Source organism: Ensifer sp. GW821-FHT05G01 (assembly GCF_059419585.1).
In genome coordinates this window covers 117,956-142,700 of record NZ_JBWKSC010000006.1, presented here as the reverse complement: position 1 = coordinate 142,700, position 24,745 = coordinate 117,956, and the positions used below count along the sequence as shown (strand labels likewise).

Genomic DNA, 24,745 nt, shown 5'->3' with positions numbered 1-24,745 from the left:
GAACTATCCTTTCGGGTTATTCCTTCGAGATGCCTGCAACGAAGTTGGTGTCGAAGCTCGGGCCGAGTTTCAGGCCCTTGACGTTGCCGCGATAGCCGGCGACTTCGGTCTGCTGGAAGATGATGACGAACGGGCTTTCGCCCAGCACCGTCTTCTGCAGTTCCTTGTAGGTTTCCGCACGCTTGGCGCTGTCACGCTCGAGCAGGGCAGCCTTGGTCTTCTTCGTCAACTCCGGAACGTCCCAGGCATTGCGCCAGGCGAGCGTCTTGTTCTTGCCTTCGTCGGAGTTGTCCGGGTTGGCGGTGAAGGTTTCGGCATTCGAGTTCGGGTCGAAATAGTCCATGCCCCACTGACCGATATACATGTCGTGGTTACGGGCACGGTACTTCGTCAGCGTCTGCTTGCCGTCGCCGGGGATGATCTCCAGCTTCACGCCGGCCTGGCCGAGCGTCTGCTGGAAGGATTCGGCAATGCCGGTGACCGGCTGGCCGTTGCGCACGTCCATGGTGACGGTGAAGCCGTCGGCAAGGCCGGCCTTGGCCAGCAGTTCCTTCGCCTTGGCGACGTCGAACTTGTAGGGGTTCTCGTCAAGCGCACCCAGAACGCCCTTCGGCAGGAAGCTCTGGTGGATTTCGCCGATGCCCTTGATCAGGGTCGAGCCGATTGCATCGTAGTCGACCAGGTACTTGAACGCTTCGCGCACCTCAGGCTTGGCAAGGTTGGCGTTCTTCTGGTTGAGGCTGATGTAGTAGACGGTGCCCTTCGGCGCATTGGTCGTGGCAAGGTCGCCATTCTTCGCAACGGCGTCGAAATCGCCCGGCTCCAGGTTGCGCGCGACGTCGATGTCGCCGGCTTCCAGCGCCAGGCGCTGGCCCGAGCTTTCCTTCATGTGGCGATAGATGACGCGGGCAAGCTTTGCCTGTTCGCCATAGTAGTTTTCGTTGCGCTCGAGAACGATGACTTCGTTGGCGCGCCATTCGCGCAGCTTGAACGGGCCCGAGCCGGCATAGCCGGTCTTCAGCCATTCATTGCCGAAGTCGTTGTCGTACTTGTACTCGTCGCTCGGCGTGACAGGCTTGACGTTTTCAAGCACCAGCTTCTTGTCGAGCACGGCGCCGACGGTTGCCGTCAGGCAGTTCAAGACGAAGCTCGGTGCGTAGGGTTGGTCGACGGTAAAGACGAAGGTCGTATCGTCAGTGGCCTTGGCCTTTTCCGTCACGTTGTCGCCGGTGAGGCCGAACTGGGTGAGGATGAAGGCGGGGCTCTTGTCGAGCTTGACGGCGCGCTCGAACGACCAGGCGACATCGGCAGCCGTCACCGGATTGCCGGAGGCAAACTTCAGGCCGGACTTCAGCTTGAACGTATAGGTCAGGCCATCGTCAGACACGGTCCAGCTGTCGGCCAGATCACCGACAACCTTGGTGGTGTCGTTGATGTCGAGGCGAACCAGCATGCTGTAGGTGTTGCCGGTGATTTCGGCCGCGGTCAGCTCGAAGGCTTCGCCCGGATCCATGGAGATGACGTCGTCGATTGCAAAGGCTTCGACCAGCGTGTCCTTTGGCGTTTCGGCAAAGGCCGGTGCGGTCGCGGCCATCACCATGGCGAGCGCCGCCGAAGCGGTCAGAAGACGAAGACGTCCATTGAGCTTGTGCATCATTTTTTGCAGTTCCCTCGTTTGCACCCCTTTCGGGGCTCTTCTTCATGGGTTCAGGCGGCCTCGTGCCAAGCCTGCCCCAGAACTCTCAGCCAGTTCTCCCGGCATATCTTTGCCAGTTCGGCGTCACCATATCCGGCGGTCTTGAGCGCCGCAACGAGCTTCTGGCCGCCCGCCGCATCGCCGATATCTTCCGGTATCGTCGCGCCATCGAAGTCGGAACCGAGCCCGACGCAGTCGATCCCCATCCGCTCGACCATGTAGTCGATGTGGCGAACCATGTCGGAAAGCGGTGTCGCGGCGTTTTCCTGCGCGTCGGCGCGCAGCATCGTGGTTGCGTAGTTGAGACCGACGAGGCCCTTGCTTTCGCTGACGGCATCGAGCTGCCTGTCGGTGAGGTTGCGCGCAACCGCCGTCAGCGCATGGGCATTCGAGTGGCTGACGACCAGCGGCTGGTCGCTCGTCTTGGCGACGTCCCAGAACCCTTTTTCGGTGATATGGGCTAGATCGATGAGGATGCCCAGGCGGTTGCACGCCTTCACCAGCTCAAAACCGGCCTCGGTCAGGCCCGGCGCGGTATCGGGCGACATCGGGAAAGCGAAGGGCACGCCGTGGGCAAAGGCGTTGTGGCGGCTCCAGACCGGTCCGAGCGAACGCAGGCCGGCGGCATAGAACGTTTCGAGCGACGACAGATCGGCACCGATCGCCTCGCAGCCTTCCATGTGCAGCACGGATGCAAAGGTGCCCTGCCCGGCCGCATCGCGGATTTCGGCGGTCGAACGGCAAAGCTTCCAGGCGCCGGCCCGATCGAGACGGACGGCGATATCGGCCATCTCGATGGCGACGCCCAGCGACGGCAGATGCTCGAGCGGCGCGGAGAGCGGTGTGGCATAGTGGCCATTCGCGTCCGGACCCGCCAGCACCAGATCGCCCGAGGGAACGTAGATCGCGCACAGACCGCCGATCAGGCCGCCTGTTTTCGCACGCGGCGCATCGATATGTCCCTTGTCGGTACCGTCGACGAACTCGCCAACCGGGTCGCTTCCCTTGCGCGCGTTCTGCCATAGCCGCAGAAGCACGTCATTATGGCCATCGAAAACCGCCTGCATTCCGGATTTCCTTATGTTTTCAGGGAGATCGGATGAGGCATACAATGCCGCACCGAAGGAGGAAAGATCGGATGCTATTGAAACGCCGATCCCTTTTCAATTGATATTGAGGGGTTTTACCCAACGCCCGCTGTCGCGAAATGTTGCATGTTTGCCGCACGTGCACCATCAGAGAGGGCGCGAACAGGCCGAAAAGCTATGCCGAGGGCAGAAATTCTGCCATTTCTAGGGCATGAGACTGGCCGGATCCGGGGTTATGGATCGGCGCGCCGCATGATGCGGTATTGGGGGTTTTGTTGCTGCGTTTGTTTTCTTGGGCTGGCCGACCGGGCCAAGTGGGCCGCGTCGCCACCGTTCTGCTCCTGGCGTCCGTTCTGGCAGCCTGTGCCAGCCGACCGGTCGGCGTGCTCGTTCCATCGGGAACGGCCGGCGGCGCCTCGGAAGTCGATCTGCTGGTCGCCACCACCCGCGCGCCCTCGACCGAGCCCGGCGTGCTTTTCAGCGGCGAGCGCTCAGATGAACTGTCGCTTACCGAAATTGTCGTCTCGATCCCGCCCGAAAAGAGCCGCACGGTTGGTCAGGTTCAGTGGCCGAAGAAACTGCCGGCCAATCCCGAACGCGAGTTTTCGACCGTCAGTGTGACGCCGCTGAAGGGCAAGGACGATGCGCAGTCCTGGCTGAAGGGCAATCTGCCGAAAAGCCGGCGCGTGCTGATCTTCGTCCACGGCTTCAACAACCGTTATGAGGACGCGGTCTATCGCTATGCCCAGATCGTCCACGATTCGGGAACGGATGTCGCGCCGGTGATCTTCACCTGGCCGTCGCGCGCAAGCGTCTTCGACTACAACTACGACAAGGAAAGCACCAACTATTCGCGCGACGCGCTCGAAGACCTGCTGCACCGCGCGGCGCGCGACCCGAAGGTCGGCGAAATCACCGTCATGGCCCACTCGATGGGATCGTGGGTCACAGTCGAGGCGCTCCGACAAATGGCGATCCGTGATGGCCGCATCGCGCCGAAGATCACCGACGTCATCCTCGCCTCGCCGGATCTCGACGTCGACGTGTTCGGCAAGCAGATTCAGGCGATGGGCAAGGCACGGCCGAAGTTCACGCTGTTCGTGTCGCGCGACGACCGTGCGCTCAACCTCTCCCGCCGGATTTCCGGCAATATCGACCGTCTCGGTCAAATCGACCCGACGGTCGAGCCCTATCGCACACAGCTGGAAACCGCTGGCATCACCGTTCTCGACCTGACGGCGCTGAAAGGCGGCGACAAGTTGAACCACGGAAAATTCGCCGAAAGCCCTGAAGTCGTGCAACTGCTCGGCAACCGATTGATCGCCGGCCAGACGGTCACCGATTCCGATGTCGGCCTCGGGGAGCGCATCGGCGCCGTGACGCTCGGCACCGCCCAGACCGTCGGCAGCGCCGCCAGCGTCGCTGTGTCCACTCCGATCATGATCTTCGACCCGCGCACCCGCGCCAACTACGGCAATCAGGTCCGCCGCCTTGGCCAATCGGTGGAAAACACCGTCGGCTCGACTGTTGCCCCCTGAGATCGCTCCTTGTTGCGTGGTCAAGGCCCGGTAGGCTATGCTTTATCGGGCAACGGGAAAATGAAATGAATCTCAAGGAGTTCGCAGGCCAGCTGGGGCTGTCGCAAACGACGGTCAGCCGTGCGCTCAGCGGTTATCCGGAAGTCAAGAAGACGACGCGCGAACGGGTGCTGAAGGCGGCAGCCGAACTCGGCTATCGGCCGAACACCAGCGCGCTCGGGCTTGCGACCGGACGCGTCGGCACCATCGGCATCGTCTTTCGCGGCGGCGGCGATTTCGGCCCGCACACCAGCGAGTTCATGGGCGGACTCGGCAGCCGGCTGCAGCAGGCTGATGTCGATATCCTGCTTTCCACCGTCGACACGCGGGAAGCGGAGCTTGCAACCTACCGCCGGCTTGCCGCCAGCAAGCGCGTCGATGCGGTCATCCTGCATTCGCCTGCGGTCGACGATCCGCGCATCGCCCTTCTGACCGAGCTGCGGCTGCCTTTCGTCCTGCATGGGCGAACCGGGACCGCAGGCAATTTCGCCTTTCTCGACATCGACAATTTCGGCGCGATCCGCCAGGCGACCGAGCTTTTGACCGCTCTCGGCCACCGCCGCATCGCGCTGGTCAACGGCCATCGCGGCTATACCTTCACCGAACATCGACAGGACGGTTATGCGGCAGCCCTCGGCGCGCGCGGCATCGATATCGATCCCAACCTGCTCGGCAATGGCGACTTCACCGACGAGATGGGTTTTCGCCTGATGCAGGGGTTCTTGGCACAGGAAAACCGGCCGACGGCCGTCTTGGCCGGCTCGATGATGTCGGCGCTCGGCGCGATGCGGGCCATCCGCAGCGCCGGAATGACCGTCGGCGAACACATCTCCCTGATCGCCCACGACGACGTCTTTCCGTATCTGAGCCCCGAGAACCTGATCCCGACGCTCACCACCACGCGCTCATCGATCCGCGCTGCGGGAACGCGGATCGCCGAGATGGTTCTGGACCTTCTTCAGGGCACGCCAGCTGCCGATCTGTGCCAGGTCTGGCCGGTGGAGCTGGTCATGCGCAGTTCCACCGCACCGCCTCCGAACTGAAGCGCTGTCAAACCGAGAGTTCGCGCCTTTCGGCTTCAGTCTCCAGCGCCAGGTCCAGCACCTTCTGCAGGTTCGCGGCATGGCGGAAGCCCGGCTCAACCGTCTTGGCGTCCTTAACCGCGGCGGCAAACCGCTCGTAGTTGGTCGGCACCGTGCCGGCATCGACATCGCGCCAGGTCGCCGTTTCGACATCCGTGCCGAGGCAGGCACGAAGCGTCGAGCCATCCGGCGTATGCACCACTTCGAGAGCGCCCTTGTCCCCGTGCAGCCGAAGCCGCAACTCGTTGAGGTGGCCGGTCGCCCAGCGGCTGGCATGGATCACGCCCATGGCACCGTTGCCGAACTCGGCGGTCATGACAAAGCTGTCATTGGCGTCGAGATCATACTCGCCGATGCGGTTTTCCGGCGCCTTGTCGAAAGTCTTCAGCCGCGCAAAAATCCGCTCGGCGTCGGTGCCGGCGCCATAACCGGCAAAATCGAGGATATGGATGCCCACGTCGCCCAGAACACCGTTCGAACCGTGTTTGGTCGACAGCCGCCAGAGCCACTGCGATTCCGTCGCCCAGTCGCCCCAGGCCTTGGAGACGAGCCAGCTCTGCAGATAGGAAGCTTCGAGGTGGCGCAGCCTGCCAACATCGCCGGCCAGCACCATCGCCCTCGCCTTCTGCAGCGGCGCGACATTGCGATAGGTCAGGTTGACCATGGTGACGAGGCCAGATCGCTCCGCCGCATCGGCCATTTCCGCGGCCTTGGCGTAATTTTCAGCGAGCGGCTTTTCGCACAGCACGTGCTTGCCGGCAGCAAGCAATGCCAACGTCGTCGGGTGGTGCGCCTTGTCCGGCGTCACGTTCGTCGCCGCATCGAACTTGCCCCAGGCGATCGCCTCGTCGAGCGAGGTGAAGGTGTTCGCGATGCCGTGTCTCTCGGCAAAGTCCGTGGCGCGCTTGGGGTCGACGTCGACCGCCCCCACCATGTCTACGCCTTCGATCCCGGCGAAGGCTTCGGCATGGCTGTTGGCCATGCCGCCGGTTCCAACAACAAGAAGACGCATAGCGATCACCTGTAGCCGGCTTCGCCGGCCTCATGCAGCTTGGGCCCACGCTCGACGATCGGCTCCAGCGCATTTTCGACCGGCACGTTCGGCGCGTCGTGGATCGCGGTGTAGCGGTTGTCGGCGTTGTAGGCCCACTTGACCGAGTTGCGCAGCACCTTCTGGACATTGCCGTCATGGTAGGTCGGGTAGGTCTCGTGGCCCGGACGGAAATAGAAGATGTTGCCGGCACCGCGGCGCCAGGTCAGACCGGAACGAAACACTTCGCCGCCGGCAAACCACGAGATGAACACCGTCTCAAGCGGCTCCGGCACGGAAAACTGCTCGCCATACATCTCTTCGTTTTCGAGGACAAAATTCTCGCCGATGCCCTCGGCAATCGGGTGGCGCGGATTGATCGCCCAGACGCGTTCACGCTCGCCGGCCTCGCGCCATTTGAGCGCGCAAGGCGTGCCCATCAGCCGCTTGAAGATTTTCGAGAAATGACCGGAATGCAGAACGATCAGGCCCATGCCTTCCCAGACGCGCTTGGCGACGCGCTCGACCACCTCGTCGCTGACCGCACCATGATCCTTGTGCCCCCACCACAGAAGCACATCGGTCGCAGCGAGTCGCGCCTCGGTCAGGCCATGTTCCGGCTCCTGCAGCGTCGCTGTCGTCGCCTCGATCGAAACGTCGGTGTTCAGCGCCGCCGCGATCGTGTTGTGCATCCCGTTGGGATAGATGCTTCTCACGACCTCATTGGTCTGCTCATGGATGTTTTCACCCCACACGACTGTCCGGATTGGCATCGGCAAACTCCCGTTTATGCGCAGCTGTTAAAATTGAAAGCGGTTTCAATTCGTAGAACTAGTCATGCGCCAACGCCTTTGCAAGCGCTTTTTGCCCTGCCTGATGTCAGCGACCGGATGTCGGCAGCGAGATTTTCAATGGAACGTGGACTTGGAGAAGACGTTGAGCACGATGACGCCGCAGATGATGAGCCCGAGCCCGATCACGGCGGCAAGATCCAGCTTCTGGCCAAAAGCAAAGTATCCGACGAGTGAAATCAAGACGATGCCGAGACCGCTCCACACCGCGTAGGCGATACCAACAGGAATATAGCGCAGCGTGTAGGACAGAAAGAAGAAGGCGATGGCGTAACAGACGACCATCGTCACCGTCGGCACCAGCCGGGTAAAATGCTGTGCGGCCTGCATCGCCGAGGTGCCGAGCACCTCGAAGACGATCGCAACGACCAGGACGGCATAGAGCATCGCGGGGTTCATTTTGGTCTCCCTCCGACCTATCGCGTCGAAAGCGCTTTGAGATTGTCGGCCAGCGCGAGGCGTGCCGCGGCATCAAGGTCATGGCTCTGCATCAGGTCGGCGAGCCAGAGGCCATCTGCCGCAAACCGGGCGAGCACGCAGTGTGGCGAGGCGTCGGTTTCCGCGAACTCCTGAGAGCGGCGATTGACCCATTCGCGCCAGCGGACCTTCAGGTTCGGCTCGGCAATCATCGCGATCGTCAGCATCCGCCAGCCGGGCACGTCCGCATCGGGGTCGAGCGTCGAGCAGACATCGACATAGGCGCGGGTAAAACGCCCCTGCGCCACCGGATCCGCGGCCATCGCCTTTTCGATCGCCGCATCGAACCGCACGACGAGATCGTCGAACAATCCATCGAGCAGCGCCGACTTGTTGGGAAAATGGTGCAGCAGCCCACCCTTGCTGACGCCGGCCGCATGCGACACCGCATCCAGCGTGATGCCTGCCACCCCCTGCTCATGCGACAGGCGCGCGGCGACCTCCAGCAATTGCTGGCGGACCTGTTCGGGTTGCTTCTTGCGGCGATGGGCGTCTGTCATGACGCTATAAAGATACCGTCTGGACGGTTTGTCAAGATCGCCGCGACAATCCCGCGCCGAAACGCCGCAAAAACAAGAGGCGGAAAGCCGTTGTCCGTCAGGTCCTGGCGGGCTAGGACAAAGGCACGAAGGAAGCGGCGATGGCAGATCAGGAAACGACGACCCTCTATGACGCGATCGGCGGCGACACGGTGCGTGCGCTGACCCATCGTTTCTACGAACTGATGGACACGCTTCCGGAAGCCGCACGTTGTCGCGCGGTTCATCCGCCTGACCTGTCCGGCAGCGAGGAAAAATTCTACGAGTATCTGACCGGCTGGCTCGGCGGGCCGCCGATCTATGTGGAAAAACGTGGCCATCCGATGCTGCGGCGCCGGCATTTCGTGGCCGAGATCGGACCGCAGGAGCGGGACGAATGGCTGCTCTGCTTCACCCGCGCGCTGGAAGAAACGGTGGAGCACCCGAAACTGCGGCAGATCATCCTCGACCCGATCACCCGCCTCGCCTTGCACATGCAGAACAAGGAATGACCATGCCTTCAAGTGGATTGCGCGCAACGACGCTCTTTGTCGCCGGATTGATGGGGCTTGCCGGGGTGGTCAGCGCCGCCGCCGCATCGCATGGGCCGGACCCAAGGTTGCTTGCCGGGATCTCGGCCATGTGCCTGGCACACGCCCCCGCCCTTGTCGCACTCTATGCCGCCTGGCCGAGCTTTCGCACCGCGCCGGCCGCAGCCTTGCTGATCGCATTTGGAACGGCGCTGTTTTCAGCCGACCTCGCCATGCGCCACATGGCGGGACAGGGCCTGTTTCCGATGTCGGCGCCGCTCGGCGGCACGACGATCATGGCCGGCTGGCTTGCCGTTTCCATCGGCGCCGTCCTTCCAAAGAAGGCGCCGTGACGCTTAAAGACCGTTCGCAGCGCGGGGGATCAGGCGCCTTCGACGACGGAAAAACCTTCGAACTTCGGGGGCCCCAGATACATCGACCGGTTGTCGCCTGCGTTCTTGTGGGCCGCTCGAAAATTCTCCGACTTCGTCCAGGCCGAGAAAGCATCCTTGTCCTTCCAGGTCGAATTCGACACGAAGAGCGTATAGCCCTCCTCCGGCACGCTTTCGCCCCTCAGAAGATGAAACGAGAGGAAGCCCGGCATTTCGGCAAGGCTTGAATCGCGGCCCTTCCAGATGGCTTCGAAAGCCTCTTCCTGGCCGATGGCGATACGAAAACGGTTCATTGCGTAGAACATAGCCTGCCTCTTATGCGCTGTCTTTCTTGCGAGCCGGCTCGTTGGCCGCTCTCGGGAAGGCAACAATAGTGGCCTCCTGCGCCTCCGCAAGCCCAAAGGGATCCCGGCCCGGCCGGCGCGTTTCCCAGGACGGGAACTCGGTGACATTCGGGTTTTCTTCGAGCATGCGGGAGCGCCGCGTCAGCAATTCATAGAGTTCGGGCACGAGCCCATCGCCATTTTGCGCTGCCAACTTGTGCAGGCCGATCATCATGCACTTGTCCTGTCGGTCTTCAATCATGTCGAAAAATCTCCAGGCGCGCGGGCAGCCACTCGCCATCGCCGCGCGTCATGTTTTTGGGTGGTTCTAGTCGTTGCGGCTGTTGGTGAGGTCCTGCAGCGCCCGCTCGAGGCTCGACTTCGAACCGTTGCGCAGCGGCACGAAGGCCTTGCCCCACTTCTTGCAGCCGGTCTTCACGCGAAGACACGCATCGTGGCTGATGCAATCGATCGGGCAGAAGACACAGTCGACGGAAGGAAGGACGCGGTCGATGCGCGATACTGCCTCGCGCAGACCGCCATCGTGATGCAGCAACTCCGCACCGAAAGAGCTGGCGATTTCGCGCAGATGGGCGACCTGGCAGTCGCGCCCGCCGACATAGAGGAAGCTGCGGCCCTCGAGTGTCGTCTTGGCGACCTCTTCGCGGACCTCGACCCGTTCGGAACCGGAACGACCCTTGCCGCTCTTGGCCGCATTGTGGTGACGCTTGCCGCGCATGCAATCTTCTCCGCCTCATTGCTGCGTCAGCTACCCTCACGGCAACCGATCGCATCGGGATCGACACACACCGTTCGGTTGCGTCACGGCGGCAACTTATTAAACTTGATATTCAGAGTAAAGTATAAACATGAGTTTTGTATTCATATTTATTTCGAGAGGCCGCCGGGACATTTCGGCTGACCTCGCCCGGCGTCAATCGCTGGCTTCAGCCCGGATTGTAGGCGATCGGCAAACTGAAGGTCCAGCTGCTGCGACCGGCATCGGCCGGGATCGGTGGGAACGGTGCCGCACGGCGCACCGTATCGAGGGCCGCCTGGTCGAGAATCGGCGAGCCGGAACTTCCTGCCAGGCGAAGGCCGGACAGCCCGCCGTCCGCCGACACGACAAAGCTTACGGTTGCAGTGCCGGCTATGCCCTGGCGCCTGGCCTGGGAGGGATAGCGATGCTTCCTGTTGACCTTGGTGCGCACCTTGCCCTTGTAGTTGTCAAAGGAGGCATTGCCCTCGGCCGACGAAACCTTGCCTTGCCCGGATGCCGTGGCGGACTTGGCATTCTCCAGACCGTCGGCTTTGCCTTTGACCTGGCTCTGTGCCTGCTCGCCCTTGTCGCCCGACTTTTTGCGGGTGACCTTCTTCTTTTTGACCGGATCCTTCTTCGGTTCGGGTTTTTCAACCTTCTCCTTCTTCGGCTCCACGATCTCTGGCTTTTCCTCCGGCACGACGGTCTCGACCGGCGCTACGCTGGCCGTGACCACAGCTTCGGCGACCTGCAAGGTGGGAACCTGTTCCGCCGGAAGAATGACGTCGGCTTCCGTTGCCACCAGGTCATGCGGCTGCTCGGCGACGATCTCCGGCGTCGTCGACGTCAACTCTTCGACCGGCTCGATTTCCTCGGGCTTCAGCTCGTCGGGCGTGTCTTCGGTCGGCTCGACGATTTCGGATGGATCGCCGGCCTGCAGCGTTTCATCAAAGGCATCGCCGAGAAGGGCGACTTCGGTCGCCACGCCGCCCATCACGAAGGCCGGCTCGTCTTGCGGCGCCGACGAGGCGAGATACATCGCACCGCTGGCATGCGCTACGAGCGAGAAGGCGATCGCGCCGATCCATTTGATGGTATGCTTCATCTTAGCCTAACCTCCGCCGCGAACCGCGACGCAAACGCAGTACTCAATGTAAAAACCGGACATCAGCCCTTGAGTTCGACCGGCGACTTCGAGCCGGTCTTGAGTGCCTTCATGCAAGCGTCGCCCTGAACGCCCTCGCCGACGCAGGCAGGTGCGTCATTGATCAGCAGGCTCTTGACCGCCTCGCAATTGGTGCCGGGCAGATCGAACTGGCGAACCTTGGTCTTGCCGGCAGGCAGGTAGCGGAAATCGAGCACCGCCATGCGCTCGACCAGACCCTTCTGATCGAAAATCACGAATTCGAAGGAAACCTTGCTCAGGCTCTGGGCGAAGGCGTTGCCGGCAACGAAAGTGAGCTTGCAACCTTTCTGCGACGGCGCAACCTCGTTCAGCTCGATATTGAGCGCGCCGGCGAGTGCCGCCTCCTGTGCTGCAGCGCCACCTGCTGCAAGCGCAAATGCGAGGGCCACGGGAGCAATCATACGGGAAAAGTGCATCATTCTAATACCACTCGCGAACGGCGCTCCGGGCCACGGAGCGTTGAAGTCGTCGCCATCTGTCCACAAGCGTGAAGCATCTAACTTGAGTGTGGCGATCCGGTATTGCGTCCATAAAGAAATATGAGTAATGAAGTCAAGATAGTAAACGAATTGCGCGGCAGGAAATGCGGGAAAAACGCCGCGGCCCGCCATCTAGAGACGACCGAACCGTGACAGCTGATGACACTGATTATGCGCGACTTTCGCAACCTGCGGCATCCGCGCAGCGTGTCCAGCGGGTCGTCGAAAGCCGCGACCTGTTTCGCGGCGAAAACGAGATCCTCATTTCCCACGACGGCGCGATCTACCGCATGAAGATCACCCGCCAAGGCAAACTGATCCTGAACAAATAGGCGAATGACAATGACCGAGAGCCTCCGTCCCACCCCGTCCGAAATCCGCGCCTACCGCGCCGAGAACCCGAAAATGCGCGAGCGCGACATCGCGGCTCAGCTCGGCGTTTCGGAAGCAGCGCTCGTGGCCGCCGAATGTGGTTTGACCGCGGTGCGCATCGACGCGGATGCCAACCGTTTCCTTCTGCGCGCCGAGGAGCTCGGCGAGGTCATGGCGCTAACCCGCAACGAGAGCGCCGTTCACGAAAAGATCGGCGTCTTTGAAAAAATCACGACGGGCGAGATGGCGAGCATCGTTCTTGGCGAGCAGATCGACCTGCGCGTCTTCCCGAGCGCCTGGGCGCATGCCTTCGCCGTGACCAAGACCGACGACAGCGGCGAAGCGCGCAAGAGCCTGCAGTTCTTCGACAAGTGGGGCAATGCCGTGCACAAGCTGCACCTGCGCCCGGCGTCGAACGTCGCCGCCTACGACAAGATCGTCGAAGACTTCCGCCTCGACGACCAGGCGCAGACCTTTGTTGCCGACACCAGCACGCCGGCTGGCGACGACAAGCCGGAACACGTCGTCGACGTTACCGAACTGCGTGACCGCTGGGCCAAGATGACCGACACGCATCAGTTCCATGGCCTCTTGCGCAAGCTGAAGATCGGCCGCCGCCAGGCCCTGCAGCACATCGGCGACGACTTCGCCTGGCGCCTCGACCCGTCGAGTGTCGAAACGATGATGCGCGCCAGCGCCGAGATCGAGTTGCCGATCATGTGCTTCGTCGGCAACCGCGGCATGATCCAGATCCATTCCGGCCCGATCGCCAAGATTGCCCCGATGGGCCCTTGGCTCAACGTCATGGATCCGACCTTCCACCTTCACCTGCGCACCGACCACATTGCCGAGCTTTGGGCCGTGCGCAAGCCGACTGCCGATGGTCACGTCACCTCGATCGAGGCGCTGGACGCCAAGGGCGAGATGATCATCCAGTTCTTCGGCAAGCGTAAGGAAGGTTTTGCCGAGCGCCCCGAGTGGCGCGATATCGCCGAGGGCCTGGCGCGCCTCGACACCACCGTCGCAGCTTAAGGACAGCGTGATGATCAAGGGTCTCGACTTCCGCCGCCTTCGCCGCTGGGAGCTGGCTTTGGCCGCCTTCGCGGTTTCCGCTCCTTTCCTGCTGCCCGCCGTGGCGCCGGGGGCGCCGTCGTTCATCCGACCGGCGATGGCGGAAAGCATCGAGAAGCCGGACGTCTCGCGCGTCGTTTCGGTCGGTGGCGCGATCACCGAGATCATCTACGCACTTGGCGAGGAGGGTCGCCTCGTCGGCCGGGACTCGACCAGCACCTATCCGGAAGCGGCAAACAAGCTGCCCGACGTCGGCTACATGCGTCAGCTCGCCCCTGAAGGCATCATCGCGGTTAACCCGACCGCGATCGTCGCCGTCGAAGGCAGCGGCCCGCCGGAAGCGCTTGCCATCCTGAAGGAGGCCAATATCGCCTTTACCAGCGTGCCGGAAACCTTCGACAAGGACAGCATCCCCGCAAAGATCCGCTCGGTCGGCACCTTCCTCAATGTGCCCGACAAGGCCGAAGCGCTCGCAAAGTCGGTGGAAACCGACCTTGCTGCGGCGATTGCCGATGGTGCCAAGCGCCCGGAAGGAGAGCGCAAGCGCGTTCTTTTCGTGCTCAGCACCCAGGGTGGCAAGATCATGGCTTCGGGCACCGGCACGGCTGCCAACGGCATCATCGAGCTCTCGGGCGCGATCAATGCTGCCGGCCAGTTTCCGGGCTACAAGGCTCTGACCGACGAGGCGATCATCGAGGCCAAGCCCGACGTCATCCTGATGATGGATCGCGGCGGCGAGCACAGCGCCAAGGCGGCCGAACTTTTCGCCTTGCCGTCGCTGAGCCTGACGCCCGCCGCCAAGACACAGGCGCTGATCCGCATGGACGGCCTGCATCTGCTCGGCTTCGGCCCGCGCACGGCAAGCGCCATCCGCGACCTCAATGCCGCAATCTACGGGAAGAAGGCCAATGCCTCGCAGTGAGGCATTGGACCGCGGCATGCGCCTGACCGCCTTTGCTGCCGATATCCGGGCCGAATGGCGGTCCGGCAATCGTGCACGACTGGCCGGCGTCGTCATTGTGCTGCTCGTCGTCTTTGCAGCGGCAACATTCATCAGCTCGATCATGACCGGCGCCGCCGATGCGTCGCTATCCAATGTCGTGCGCTGGCTCCTGGGTGCAAGCGAGGCGGATCAGGTCCTGAGCGTTCGCGATCGCATCATCATTCTCGACATCCGGCTGCCGCGCGCCGTGCTCGGCATGCTCGTCGGTGCGTCGCTCGCCGTCTCCGGCGTGGTCATGCAAGGGCTGTTTCGCAACCCGCTGGCCGATCCCGGCCTCGTCGGCGTTTCCTCCGGCGCGAGCCTCGGCGCAGTCCTCCTGATCGTGCTCGGTTCGGCGGTGTTCGGCCCGCTATTTGCGCTCTTTGGTTTTTACGCCCTGCCGATCGCTGCCTTCGTCGGCGGCCTCGTGACCACGCTCCTGCTCTACCGGATTGCCACGCGCGGCGGGCAGACATCGGTTGCGACGCTGCTTCTCGCCGGAATCGCGCTCGGCGCGCTCACCGGCGCCTTCACCGGCGTGCTGATCTTCATGGCCGACGACAAGCAACTGCGCGATGTCACCTTCTGGGGTCTAGGCTCGCTTGCCGGCGCCAATTGGACGAAGATCGGCGCGGCTGCCCCCATCATTCTCCTGTCGCTCGCCGTCACGCCCTTCCTGGCACGCGGCCTCAACGCGATTACGCTCGGCGAAGCCGCCGCCTTCCATATGGGCATCCCAGTGCAGCGCATGAAGAACATCGCCATCGTCAGCGTTGCCGCGGCAACGGGCGCGTCGGTCGCCGTCAGCGGCGGCATCGGCTTTGTCGGCATCGTCGTGCCGCATCTCCTGCGGCTGGTCATCGGCCCGGATCACCGCTATCTCATCCCGGCATCGGCGCTGCTCGGCGGAACCTTGCTGATCCTGGCCGACATGATCGCCCGCACCATCGCGTCACCCGCCGAGCTGCCGATCGGCATCGTCACCGCCTTCATCGGTGCACCGTTCTTCCTGTGGATCCTGCTGCGCGGTCGCACGACCATGGGGCTGTGAGACAAGACCATGATCACCGTATCGAACCTTTCTGTCCGTTTGGGCGGCCGCCAAGTCATCCACGGCATTTCGCTCGAGGCAGCACCGGGGGCGTTGACCGCAATCGTCGGGCCGAACGGCTGCGGCAAGACGACGACGTTGAAGGCGATCTCCGGCGAATTGGCGCCGGAAAGCGGTTCGGTCAGCATCAACGGCCGCAATCTCAAGGGCCTGAAACCCTGGGAACTTGCGCTGAAACGCGGCGTGCTGCCGCAATCGACCGTGATTTCGTTTCCCTTCACGGTCCGCGAAGTGGTGCGTTTGGGCCTGACCGCGGGTGCGAACGCCGATGCCAAGGCCAATGACCGCATTGCAGCCGACGCGCTCGAATCTGTCGATCTCGGCGGCTTTGCCGGCCGCTTCTATCAGGAGCTTTCCGGCGGCGAGCAGCAGCGCGTGCAGCTGGCGCGCGTCCTTTGTCAGATTTCCAACCCGGTCGCCGATGGTGAGCCCCGTTACCTGCTGCTCGACGAGCCGGTTTCGAGCCTCGACATCCGCCATCAGCTGACCATCATGCAGCTGGCGCGCCGGTTTTGTGAACAGGGCGGCGGCGTCATCGCCGTCATGCATGACCTCAACCTGACGGCGATGTTCGCCGACCGGATGATCATGATGAAGTCTGGCGTGATCCGGGCAAGCGGTGCGCCAGGCGATGTGCTAACGGACGAGACGATGGAGGCGGTGTTCGGTTGCCGCATGCAGGTCAGCGCCATGCCGGCCGCCGGAGTGCCCTTCGTGTTGCCGCAGACGGCGACGCTCTGACCGCCTCTCTGCAAATCGCGCCAACTTCAAGATTTATCGAAACAATTTGCGCACTCGTGCGTTGTTCTCCGTGAAAGGCCGGCCGCGGTGATGAGCGCGCATGCCGGTTCGAGCAGATCACGCCGGTCGACCTTGGCCGGCGTTGCAGCGAAAAGGAGACCAATCATGGCTTCAGGCCTCTTCTCAGGTTCCAGTTCACGGTCGAGCAAGCGCAACGGTGCGCTCGCGGACATTTCCATCGAAGATCAGCTCAGCGAACTGCGAAGCGATATGGCAGCGCTGGCGGCACTGCTTGCCGATCGCGGCGCCGATGCGTCGAAACAGGCGCGCAACAAGGCGCACGATGCGCGCGAACAGGCCGAAGCCGGCCTTCAGGATCTGCTTGCAACCGGCGAGGAATTGCTGGGTGACCTGCGTAGCCGTTACGCCGGCACGGAAAAACAGCTGCGCAATGCGGTCCGCGAGCACCCCTTCGCAACGCTCGGCACAGCAGCGCTGATCGGCCTGGTCGCAGCCGCCCTCCTGCGGCGCTAGACGAGCGTGAGGCCACCACGCAACAGGGTGGGAACGCCGCAAGCGTCCCACCCGTTTTGACGTCTTTCAGGAGTAGAAGCGCATGGGTCCACTTGGGGCTGCCCTGTCCGCCTTGCTGGCCGCCGATATCGGCGCCACCGCATCCCGTTTCAAGCGCAACGCCGCGCTCTGCGCTGTCGTCGCCGTGCTGCTCGTCACCGCCTACGTCTTCGCACTGATCGCGGTCGCGCTCTATCTCAGCGCCACCTATTCACCTGTCATCGCCGCCGCGTCGATTGCAGCAGCCCTCATTCTCACGGCTCTTATCGTGATCATCGTCATGATTGCCCTGGAGGGCCGGGATAGGCGCCTGGCAGAAGAACGCCGCCGGCGTTCGATGGTGAAGACCAATTTGACGATCCTGGCTGCGACAAGCATTCTGCGCAAGAATCCGCTCGTTGCTGTCGGCACCGCACTGGCCATCGGCGCCCTGCTCGGCACCGGCAAGAAACGCAGGGATTCCTAGAGCGGCACGCGGATCAGGGCGGTCACGCCGGCCGCCATGTATTCCACCTTCACCGAACTGCCGAGAACCTTGTCGAGGCTGCGCTCTATCAGGATGGAGCCGAAGCCTCGACGTTTCGGTTCGCGCACCGGCGGTCCGCCGACCTCAGTCCACGTCAGGTGCAACACCGCCTCGCCTTCCTCCACGACATTGCGCGCCGTCAGCACCACCTTGCCATTCGGCACCGACAGCGAGCCGTACTTCACCGCGTTGGTCGCCAATTCGTGCAGCACAAGCCCGAGGCCGACCGCCTGATCCGGCCCAAGCAGCACCTCATCCTTGTGCAGTTCGATCTGATCCGCATAGACGCTGACATGCGGCATCAATTGCTTGGAGATCAGGTCCGCAAGCCGGATCGTGCCCCACTCGTGATCCGATAACAGCCCGTGCGCCTCGGAGATCGCCTGAAGCCGACCGGCAAAGGCGGTCATGAATTCGGCCGGGTCGCTGGTCTGGCGCAGCGTCTGGCGGGCGAGAGACTGCAGCATCGCCAGGGTATTCTTGACCCGGTGATTGAGTTCCTTGAGCAAAAGCCGCGTCCGCTGGACCGACGCCTGCTGGTCGGTAACATCGATGGTGACGCCGATGAAGGTCAGCGGGTTTCCCTTGGCGTCCCGATCATGCACCCGCCCGCGGCCGAGCAGCCACCGGCCGGTGTCGCCGATCCGGAACATGCCGTCATATTCCTCATCCGCCTTCATCGCCTGACGAAGCTTGGCGAAGGTGGCTCCGCGGTCGTCAGGATGGATGGCACCGAACACTTCTCTTGCGCCGAACGAACGATCGGTCGGCAATCCGAACATGCGCATCAAGGCGCTGTTGCCGGCGATCACGCCGGAGCGGACATCCCAGAGCCAGCTGCCAATGTTGGCCGCCTCCAGCGCCATGGCGTGACGCTGTTCCTCGCGCGAAAGTGCGGCCTCCTTGATGGCACGACGACGCGCTTCATCCTTAAGCTTGAACAGGGCAGCGGCAAGGCCGGCAAGCCGGCGCAACTGTTCCATCAGATGCGGCGCAACCTCGCCGCGCACGGCAACGTCGAGCACGCAGACCGTGCCGACCGGCTGGCCATCGAGGATGATCGGCGCACCGGCGTAAAAGCGCAGGAACGGCGCACCGGCGACAAGCGGTCGGCTGCGGAACCGCAGATCGGCTGAAGCGTCGAGAACGACGAGGCCGGCGCCTCCGGAATCCGCGGCCGCGTGTACGCAGAACGAATCTTCCGATGACGCCCGCGGCTCCGACGTGCCGACAGCGGATTTGAACCATTGCCACTCGCGGTCAAGCAGGCTGACGAGCGCGATCGGCGCATCGAAGAGGCGGGCGGCGATTTCGGTAATGCCGTCGAAATCCGTATCGGGGACGGCCATATCCGGCACTGTCGCGTGCAGCACACGCAGACGTTCGGGCGCGTCGAGCAGCGATGTCTCCGGTGAGGCGGTGTTTTCTTCTCGTTTTTCGCGCATCCGGCCTCAACTCCAAACTGCCGCCTCGGCCACCGGCGCCAATTGCCATCGACGCACGGCGCTCCTATGCGGAGGCATTCAGGCCGCCAGTGAAAGCAGGGCTGCTCTCGATTTGCAACGCTCTGGCGGCCAAAAAAGCTTTCGAATCAGGAAACGAATGCCCGAGAGGTGATGGGAGCGGACGTTTCGTCCGGACCGTAGTCGTTTTCTCCCTGAACCTGGAGGATATCCTGAAGGCGCTGGCGGGCGCGATTGACCCGGCTCTTGATGGTGCCGAGCGCGCAACCGCAGATCGTCGCCGCTTCCTCGTAGGAGAAACCCGACGCTCCGACGAGAATGATCGCCTCGCGCTGATCCGGAGGCAGTGTTTCGAGTGCCCGACGGAAATCCTGCAGGTCCAGCGAACCATACTGTTCCGGATGGTGGGCGAGCGACTCGGTGAAATGGCCGTCGCTGTCCTGGACTTCTCGTCCGCGCTTGCGCATCTGGCTATAGAGTTCGTTGCGCAGGATGGTGAACAGCCAGGCCTTCATGTTCGTCCCCATCTGGAAATGGTCCTGCTTGGCCCAGGCCTTCATGATCGTGTCCTGGACAAGATCATCCGCCCGATCATGGCGACCGATGAGGGACATGGCAAAAGCGCGAAGGCTCGGCAGGGCGGCGAGCATCTCTCGCTTGAAATCATTCTTTTCCGACGACATTCCGGCGCTCACTCCCTACCCTGCAGAACCGACTGCTGCTCGGCCGCATCGAGTTTCTCCAGAAGATCTAGAAAACGCGAGGGTATCGCTTCTTCCTGAACGGACTGGTAGAGCGCCTTCAGCTTGGCTGCGATCTGTGCGTTTGGGTCTTCGGTCCATGAGGTCGTACCGGAAGTGCGCCCCGCCCCTGTTTTATACTTCATTGTCAATCTGTCGCCTTGTGGTGTTCATTACCGCCTTAACGCGTCTGAAAAATGAAATGTTCCCTCTCGGAACTTTTTTTTGCGTGGAACGTTTTCGGACGTCACCGCAATTAATATCTCGAGGGAGTTCCCCATGACATTGTCCACACGGATCGCGCCGCTGCTGCCTTATCTGCGCCGCTACTCGCGCGCATTGACCGGCTCGCAGACATCCGGCGACGCCTATGTGGCCGCCGTGCTCGAAGCCCTGATTGCCGACACCTCCATTTTCCCGGAGGCCAGCAACGACCGGGTCTCGCTGTTCCGTCTCTATACGTCGCTCTTCGGTTCCTCGTCAGTGCTGGTTCCCGAACCGATTTCGCCCTTTGCGTGGGAGCAACGCGCATCGGTCAACCTGGCGAACGTGTCGCCGCTTGCTCGCCAGGCGTTCCTTCTCGTATCGGTCGAAGGTTTCCGCCCCGAAGAAGCCAGCGAAATCCTTGACGTCAGCGACGACAAGATCGGCGCGCTTCTCGACCGCGCCTCGCAGGAAATCTCGCGCCAGGTCGCGACCGATATCATGATCATCGAGGACGAGCCGCTGATCGCCATCGATATCGAGAACATGGTCGAGAGCCTCGGCCACCGCGTCACCGGCATTGCCCGCACCCGCGACGAGGCGGTCGCGCTTTACAAGAAGACCCGGCCGAGCATGGTGCTTGCCGATATCCAGCTTGCCGACGGCAGCTCGGGCATCGACGCGGTCAACGACATCCTCAAGAGCAGCGCGATTCCGGTGATCTTCATCACCGCCTTCCCCGAGCGCCTGTTGACCGGCGAACGCCCGGAACCGACCTTCCTGGTCACCAAGCCGTTCAACCCCGATATGGTCAAGGCTCTGATCAGCCAGGCGCTGTTCTTCAACGAGTCGACCAAGGCCGCAGCCTAACCATCGACGCAACGCTTTATCGCCGGCGGCTTCGGTCGCCGGCTTTTGTATGTCTGCGTGCTGCCTGTTCAAGCGGCCCACCCGGCGATCCACTGGGCGATCCGAGGGCTGAAAACAAAACAGCCAGTGCCGAGGGAAGGCACTGGCTGACATTGTTCAACTCACACGGGGAGTGTGAGTTGTAAACCGGCGGATTACCTCCGGCGCCACATTGGGGGCGATGCGCGCCACCGTCCGGTCTGCAGATAAAATGCGTGACGCAAGCAAAGGTTCCCGGCGTTTCGCGTATGCCGATCATTTTTATTGAAGCGCGTCGAGTTCGTCCCGATGGCGGTAGAGCGCAAGGAAGCGGCGGTAGTCGCGATCGTAGATGTCGCGCATCTGAGCGTTCGGCAATCGCTCCTGCCCGCCCGATGCCATGGCAACGCCGGATGCCGCGAGATCGGCGTGAACCTGACCGGCGACGGCCGCCGCCATCGCCGTGCCGAGAAGCACGGCGTCAGGTGCATCCGGTGCCACGACCCGGCACCCCGTGACGTCGCAGTAAAGCTCCATCAGAAGGGCGTTGCGAACATGGCCGCCGGTGACGTGAAGCGTATCGAGCTCATAGCCGACCTCACGCATCGTTTCCAGGATATGGCGGATGCCGAGCGCGATCGCGACACAGGTGCGCCAGTAAAGCCGGCAAAGCGCATCGAACGACGAATCGAACGGCAGGCCGCTGATGACACCGAGGCCGTGCGGATCGGCAAGCGGCGAGCGGTTGCCGTGAAAATCGGGCAGGACGTGCAGCCGCTCGGCAAATTGCGCTCCGTGCAGGGCGCGCAGTTCCTGGACGCGCGCAATGATGCGGCCATGGGTCTCGGTCGTCGGCTCCAGTCCGCCGCCATGGATGCGCACGATGTGATCGAGCAGCGCGCCGGTTGCCGATTGCCCACCCTCGATCAGCCAGGCTCCGGGCAGCACGGCCTCGAAATAGGGTCCCCACATGCCGAAGCCGGGCTTCATATCCTTGGAGAAGGCGACGATGCAGCTCGATGTTCCGGCGATCAGCGCCAGCTGCCGCTCGAGTTTTTCCGGCTCTCCGACAAAACCGCCGAGAACGCCGAGCGCGCCGGCATAGGCATCGATCAATCCCGGCGCTACCTGGCAGCCGGTATCCAGGCCAAGGTCTGCTGCAGCTTCCGCCGACAGGCCACCGACCGAGCTTCCGACCGGCAGCGTTTCCTCCGGCAATCCGCCTCGCGTCAGCAGGTCCTCAAGGCCGATGCGTTCGAGATAGTCCGCCTGCCAGCCGCGTTTCTCATGGGCGAGATAGTTCCATTTCGCCGTCAATGTGCAGCGTGAGCGTGCCGCACTGCCCGTCGCCCGCCAGGAGAGATAATCGGCAAGATCGAAGAAGTAACCCGCCTTCTCCCATTGGGCCGGCAAGTTTCGCTTGAGCCACATCAGCTTCGGCATTTCCATCTCCGGCGACATGACGCGGCCGGAGAAATCGAGAACCGGATGTCCGGTTGCGGTGCAGAAATCGGCTTCCTCAAGCGCCCGATGATCGAGCCAGACGATCGTGTCCCAGCGGCCCTCGCCTTTCCGGTTGACGGAAAGCGGCACCCCGTCCCGGTCGCGAACGACGAGCGAGCACGTCGCGTCGAAACCGATGGCAGCGATATCCTCTGCCGCGATGCCGGCCTTGTCTCGGGCAGCCCTCACCGAGCCGCAGACGGCTCTCCAGATATCGTCCGAATCATGTTCGGCATGATTTTCCTCCGGCCGGTTCATGGCGATCGGCAGGTCGGCACGTGCCAGCAGCCTGCCGGCCCGGTCGAAGATACCCGCGCGGGCACTGCCGGTACCGACATCGACCGCAACGACGAATTCACGCATCAATGGAGGTCCCCGTCCCTGTTACTGGCGGACAAACTGTAGCAATTCGCCCATGTCGTCAAACAGCACGTCCGGGCTGAGCTCGGCCAGCGTCTGCCTATGCCGGTCGTTGCGCGCATGCCCGCCACCGGCGAAAGCGAAAGCCCGCATGCCGGCGGCATGCGCCGCCTCGATACCGGCCGGACTGTCCTCGACGACGATACAGTCCTCGGGCGCATAGCCCATCTCCCGGCTCGCCAGCAGAAACAGGTCGGGCGCAGGCTTGCCATGTTTGACCATCGTCGCAGAGAAGATGTTCGGCTCGAAAAGATCGATCAGACCGGTGACGGTCAGCGATAGCCGGATGCGTTCCGGCTGGCTGGACGAGGCGACGCAACAGGCAACGCCAAGCTCTTCGACCGCACGGCGGATGCCGGCGATCGGCTGCAGCTCCAAGCGGAACCGCTGGTAGAGCCGCGTGCGCATGTCATCGAGAAAGGCGTCGTCGGTCGCCAGGCCGTACTCGTCGTGGAGGATGGCGGACATGCTCTTGAGGCTGCGGCCGAGAAACCGTTCGGTCGCCTCCTCCGTCGTCATCGATACGCCAGCGGACGAGAGCACATCGACCAGGACTTCGAGCGAGATCGGTTCGCTGTCGACCAGCACGCCATCGCAATCGAAGATCACCAGCCTGGACGCGCCGTCCGCCATGATACCCTACTCCCCAAGCTTGCCGTCCAGATAAAGCTGGAGCGTAGCGCGCGTACCCTTTTCCCAAAGGGTTTTCAATGCTTGGTGGAAGCGCTTGCGGAAAAGATCGGCTCGCGCGACTTCGCCGAAGATGTCCGACAATGCCAGAAAAGCCATCGGATCCTCTTTGGCGGCCAGCGCCGCCGCCTGAAGCCGATCGGCGTTCTGGTCGTTGAAGACGATCGCCTTGCCGCTGTCGGTGGTGCCGGCGAAGTAGCGGCACCAGAGTGCCGAGACCAGCGCCAGACCGACGACGTCTTCGCCGCGTGCCAACCGGTCGGACGCCGAGGGCAGGATGAATTTCGGTTGCCGGTTGGAGCCATCCTGCGCCAGCCGCGGGATCGTGTCGCCGATCTTCGGATTGGAAAAGCGGGTCTCGATCAGCTTGTAGTAATCGCCGAGATCAGTGTTCGGCACCGGCGGAATGACGGGAATGATCTCGTCGCGCTCAAGTTTGGCGAGGAAGGCACGGATCAGCGGCTCCTCCATCGCCTCGTGCACAAAATGAATGTCGAGCAAGGCGGCCGGGTAAGCGATCGCCGCGTGGCCGCCATTGAGGATGCGGATCTTCATGTGCTCGTAAGGCGCGACATCAGGCACGAATTGTACCCCGACCTTTTCGAGTGCCGGACGCCCCTGCGGAAAATGATCTTCCAGCACCCATTGCTTGAACTCTTCGCAGAACACCGGCCAGGCGTCCTCGATCTCGTACTCGGTCGCCACGATGCCGATTTCGCGTGCGCCGGTGGCCGGCGTGATGCGATCCACCATGCCGTTCGGAAAGGCGACATTGGCATCGATCCAGTCTGCGAAATCAGGGTCGAAGAGCCGCGCGAGGCCCGAGACCGCCGCATGCGTTACTTCGCCATTGCCCGGAATGTTGTCGCAGGACATGACGGTGAACGGCGGGATATGCCTGTCCCGGCGGGCCTTCAGGCCGGCGACGACAAGGCCGAAGACCGTCTTCGGAGAAGCCGGTTTCTGCGCATCTTCGACAATATCAGGATGGGTCGGGTTGAAGACGCCAGAGGCTGGGTCGATGAAGTAGCCGCCTTCGGTGATCGTCAGCGAAACGATGCGGATCGCCGGATCGGCAAGCGTGGCGACGATGCCCGCGACATCCCCGGGCTTCAGGTAATCGATCATCGCGCCGGTCACATGGGCACCGGTGCGGTTGTTGTCCTGCTCGACCACCGTTGTCAGGAAATCCTGCGCCGCAAGCTTTGCCCGCATCTGTTCGTCGGACGGCAAGACACCGGCCCCGACGATCGCCCAGTCATGGTCGTGTCCGGCATTGAAGAGATCGTCGAGATAGACGGCCTGATGGGCGCGGTGAAAGTTGCCGACACCGAAATGCACGATGCCGGCTTTGAGATCGGCACGATCGTAGCTCGGCACACCGGCCTTGGCCTTGACCGCATCGAGCGCGGCAAGAGAAAGTTTGGTCGTCATGATCCCGTTCCTTTTGAAGGCATCGTCTGAGAGACGGA

General features: G+C 62.7%; 29 protein-coding genes. 12 read left to right on the top strand and 17 right to left on the bottom strand.

The genetic code is table 11. The annotated features are described in order from the left end of the window. Window positions 1-16 precede the first annotated feature (16 nt). Window positions 17-1,657: an ABC transporter substrate-binding protein gene (locus AC07UR_RS16520; protein ID WP_209791038.1), complete on the bottom strand. Its 1,641-nt coding sequence runs from the start codon at window positions 1,655-1,657 to the stop codon at window positions 17-19. A gap of 50 nt (window positions 1,658-1,707) precedes the next feature. Next, window positions 1,708-2,763 carry a dipeptidase gene (locus AC07UR_RS16515; RefSeq protein ID WP_209791039.1) on the bottom strand — a complete coding sequence of 352 codons (1,056 nt, stop codon included), beginning with the start codon at window positions 2,761-2,763 and terminating at the stop codon, window positions 1,708-1,710. 335 nt (window positions 2,764-3,098) lie between these two features. On the opposite strand from AC07UR_RS16515, the gene AC07UR_RS16510 reads away from it, so the two are divergent. Together AC07UR_RS16510 and AC07UR_RS16505 are read left to right on the top strand one after the other, a co-directional pair. After that, window positions 3,099-4,322: an alpha/beta hydrolase gene (locus tag AC07UR_RS16510; RefSeq protein ID WP_173423948.1), complete on the top strand. Its 1,224-nt coding sequence runs from the start codon at window positions 3,099-3,101 to the stop codon at window positions 4,320-4,322. A 65-nt stretch (window positions 4,323-4,387) separates the two neighbouring features. Further along, window positions 4,388-5,404 (top strand): LacI family DNA-binding transcriptional regulator, encoded by a 1,017-nt coding sequence (locus AC07UR_RS16505; RefSeq protein WP_209791040.1) that lies wholly within the window; start codon window positions 4,388-4,390, stop codon window positions 5,402-5,404. Window positions 5,405-5,411: 7 nt separating this feature from the next. Here the strand turns inward: AC07UR_RS16505 and AC07UR_RS16500 are convergent, their stop codons facing one another. The 4 genes from AC07UR_RS16500 to AC07UR_RS16485 form a co-directional block, all read right to left on the bottom strand. Next, complete coding sequence (locus AC07UR_RS16500; RefSeq protein WP_209791041.1) at window positions 5,412-6,455, bottom strand: Gfo/Idh/MocA family protein; 1,044 nt, start codon at window positions 6,453-6,455, stop codon at window positions 5,412-5,414. A gap of 5 nt (window positions 6,456-6,460) precedes the next feature. Next, window positions 6,461-7,246: a ThuA domain-containing protein gene (locus AC07UR_RS16495; protein ID WP_209791042.1), complete on the bottom strand. Its 786-nt coding sequence runs from the start codon at window positions 7,244-7,246 to the stop codon at window positions 6,461-6,463. Window positions 7,247-7,381: 135 nt separating this feature from the next. Continuing rightward, window positions 7,382-7,723: a DMT family transporter gene (locus tag AC07UR_RS16490; protein ID WP_173423944.1), complete on the bottom strand. Its 342-nt coding sequence runs from the start codon at window positions 7,721-7,723 to the stop codon at window positions 7,382-7,384. A 17-nt stretch (window positions 7,724-7,740) separates the two neighbouring features. Next, a complete protein-coding gene (locus AC07UR_RS16485) occupies window positions 7,741-8,301 on the bottom strand; it encodes a TetR/AcrR family transcriptional regulator (RefSeq protein ID WP_173423943.1) in 561 nt (186 codons plus the stop codon). Window positions 8,302-8,441: 140 nt separating this feature from the next. Here AC07UR_RS16485 and AC07UR_RS16480 point away from each other — a divergent pair, with 140 nt between their 5' ends. After that, window positions 8,442-8,831 carry a globin domain-containing protein gene (locus AC07UR_RS16480; RefSeq protein ID WP_209791043.1) on the top strand — a complete coding sequence of 130 codons (390 nt, stop codon included), beginning with the start codon at window positions 8,442-8,444 and terminating at the stop codon, window positions 8,829-8,831. A 2-nt stretch (window positions 8,832-8,833) separates the two neighbouring features. After that, window positions 8,834-9,202: a DUF423 domain-containing protein gene (locus AC07UR_RS16475; protein ID WP_209791044.1), complete on the top strand. Its 369-nt coding sequence runs from the start codon at window positions 8,834-8,836 to the stop codon at window positions 9,200-9,202. 29 nt (window positions 9,203-9,231) lie between these two features. On the opposite strand, the gene hmuQ is transcribed toward AC07UR_RS16475, so the two are convergent. The 5 genes from hmuQ to AC07UR_RS16450 all read right to left on the bottom strand — a co-directional run bounded on the left by hmuQ (window position 9,232) and on the right by AC07UR_RS16450 (window position 11,929). Further along, window positions 9,232-9,546: a heme-degrading protein HmuQ gene (gene hmuQ, locus AC07UR_RS16470; protein ID WP_209791045.1), complete on the bottom strand. Its 315-nt coding sequence runs from the start codon at window positions 9,544-9,546 to the stop codon at window positions 9,232-9,234. 10 nt (window positions 9,547-9,556) lie between these two features. Then, complete coding sequence (locus tag AC07UR_RS16465) at window positions 9,557-9,826, bottom strand: hypothetical protein (RefSeq protein ID WP_173423939.1); 270 nt, start codon at window positions 9,824-9,826, stop codon at window positions 9,557-9,559. A 66-nt stretch (window positions 9,827-9,892) separates the two neighbouring features. Next, complete coding sequence (locus AC07UR_RS16460) at window positions 9,893-10,303, bottom strand: DUF2325 domain-containing protein (RefSeq protein WP_173423938.1); 411 nt, start codon at window positions 10,301-10,303, stop codon at window positions 9,893-9,895. 208 nt (window positions 10,304-10,511) lie between these two features. Next, entirely contained in the window at window positions 10,512-11,429 is a 918-nt protein-coding gene (locus AC07UR_RS16455) for an energy transducer TonB family protein (RefSeq protein WP_209791046.1), read from the bottom strand. A 62-nt stretch (window positions 11,430-11,491) separates the two neighbouring features. Then, window positions 11,492-11,929, bottom strand: coding sequence for a hypothetical protein (locus AC07UR_RS16450; protein WP_209791047.1), 438 nt, complete (start codon window positions 11,927-11,929; stop codon window positions 11,492-11,494). 164 nt (window positions 11,930-12,093) lie between these two features. Between AC07UR_RS16450 and hemP the strand changes: the two genes are divergently transcribed. From hemP to AC07UR_RS16415, 7 genes are all read left to right on the top strand, one after another. Next, window positions 12,094-12,321 (top strand): hemin uptake protein HemP, encoded by a 228-nt coding sequence (hemP, locus tag AC07UR_RS16445; protein WP_210264675.1) that lies wholly within the window; start codon window positions 12,094-12,096, stop codon window positions 12,319-12,321. Between the two features lie 10 nt (window positions 12,322-12,331). Next, window positions 12,332-13,393 (top strand): hemin-degrading factor, encoded by a 1,062-nt coding sequence (locus AC07UR_RS16440; RefSeq protein ID WP_209791048.1) that lies wholly within the window; start codon window positions 12,332-12,334, stop codon window positions 13,391-13,393. 10 nt (window positions 13,394-13,403) lie between these two features. Continuing rightward, the gene (locus AC07UR_RS16435; protein WP_209791049.1) at window positions 13,404-14,354 is read left to right on the top strand and encodes a heme/hemin ABC transporter substrate-binding protein; all 951 of its coding nucleotides are present in this window, start codon (window positions 13,404-13,406) and stop codon (window positions 14,352-14,354) included. After that, window positions 14,341-15,465, top strand: coding sequence for a FecCD family ABC transporter permease (locus AC07UR_RS16430; protein ID WP_209791050.1), 1,125 nt, complete (start codon window positions 14,341-14,343; stop codon window positions 15,463-15,465). Before AC07UR_RS16435 ends, AC07UR_RS16430 begins: the two co-directional genes overlap by 14 nt. Window positions 15,466-15,474: 9 nt before the next feature. After that, the gene (locus AC07UR_RS16425) at window positions 15,475-16,266 is read left to right on the top strand and encodes a heme ABC transporter ATP-binding protein (RefSeq protein WP_209791051.1); all 792 of its coding nucleotides are present in this window, start codon (window positions 15,475-15,477) and stop codon (window positions 16,264-16,266) included. Between the two features lie 165 nt (window positions 16,267-16,431). Beyond that, complete coding sequence (locus tag AC07UR_RS16420; protein WP_209791052.1) at window positions 16,432-16,800, top strand: ElaB/YgaM/YqjD family protein; 369 nt, start codon at window positions 16,432-16,434, stop codon at window positions 16,798-16,800. An 82-nt stretch (window positions 16,801-16,882) separates the two neighbouring features. Next, window positions 16,883-17,305: a hypothetical protein gene (locus tag AC07UR_RS16415; RefSeq protein WP_209791053.1), complete on the top strand. Its 423-nt coding sequence runs from the start codon at window positions 16,883-16,885 to the stop codon at window positions 17,303-17,305. On the opposite strand, the gene AC07UR_RS16410 is transcribed toward AC07UR_RS16415, so the two are convergent. The 3 genes from AC07UR_RS16410 to AC07UR_RS16400 all read right to left on the bottom strand — a co-directional run bounded on the left by AC07UR_RS16410 (window position 17,302) and on the right by AC07UR_RS16400 (window position 19,714). Continuing rightward, window positions 17,302-18,810 (bottom strand): sensor histidine kinase, encoded by a 1,509-nt coding sequence (locus tag AC07UR_RS16410; RefSeq protein WP_209791054.1) that lies wholly within the window; start codon window positions 18,808-18,810, stop codon window positions 17,302-17,304. The genes AC07UR_RS16415 and AC07UR_RS16410 overlap by 4 nt on opposite strands. A 146-nt stretch (window positions 18,811-18,956) precedes the next feature. Then, window positions 18,957-19,511 carry an RNA polymerase sigma factor gene (locus AC07UR_RS16405; RefSeq protein ID WP_077503295.1) on the bottom strand — a complete coding sequence of 185 codons (555 nt, stop codon included), beginning with the start codon at window positions 19,509-19,511 and terminating at the stop codon, window positions 18,957-18,959. 8 nt (window positions 19,512-19,519) lie between these two features. Next, window positions 19,520-19,714 carry a NepR family anti-sigma factor gene (locus AC07UR_RS16400; RefSeq protein WP_077503294.1) on the bottom strand — a complete coding sequence of 65 codons (195 nt, stop codon included), beginning with the start codon at window positions 19,712-19,714 and terminating at the stop codon, window positions 19,520-19,522. Between the two features lie 133 nt (window positions 19,715-19,847). Here AC07UR_RS16400 and AC07UR_RS16395 point away from each other — a divergent pair, with 133 nt between their 5' ends. Next, window positions 19,848-20,642, top strand: a complete 795-nt coding sequence (locus AC07UR_RS16395) for a response regulator (protein WP_209791055.1) — start codon at window positions 19,848-19,850, stop codon at window positions 20,640-20,642. Between the two features lie 300 nt (window positions 20,643-20,942). Here the strand turns inward: AC07UR_RS16395 and AC07UR_RS16390 are convergent, their stop codons facing one another. Genes AC07UR_RS16390 through AC07UR_RS16380 form a run of 3 tightly spaced genes read right to left on the bottom strand, consistent with a single transcriptional unit; the run spans window position 20,943 to window position 24,707 of the window. Continuing rightward, a complete protein-coding gene (locus AC07UR_RS16390; protein WP_209791056.1) occupies window positions 20,943-22,526 on the bottom strand; it encodes an FGGY-family carbohydrate kinase in 1,584 nt (527 codons plus the stop codon). Between the two features lie 21 nt (window positions 22,527-22,547). Next, window positions 22,548-23,216 carry an HAD family hydrolase gene (locus tag AC07UR_RS16385; protein WP_209791057.1) on the bottom strand — a complete coding sequence of 223 codons (669 nt, stop codon included), beginning with the start codon at window positions 23,214-23,216 and terminating at the stop codon, window positions 22,548-22,550. 6 nt (window positions 23,217-23,222) lie between these two features. Continuing rightward, the gene (locus AC07UR_RS16380) at window positions 23,223-24,707 is read right to left on the bottom strand and encodes a mannitol dehydrogenase family protein (RefSeq protein WP_209791058.1); all 1,485 of its coding nucleotides are present in this window, start codon (window positions 24,705-24,707) and stop codon (window positions 23,223-23,225) included. Window positions 24,708-24,745: the final 38 nt, after the last annotated feature.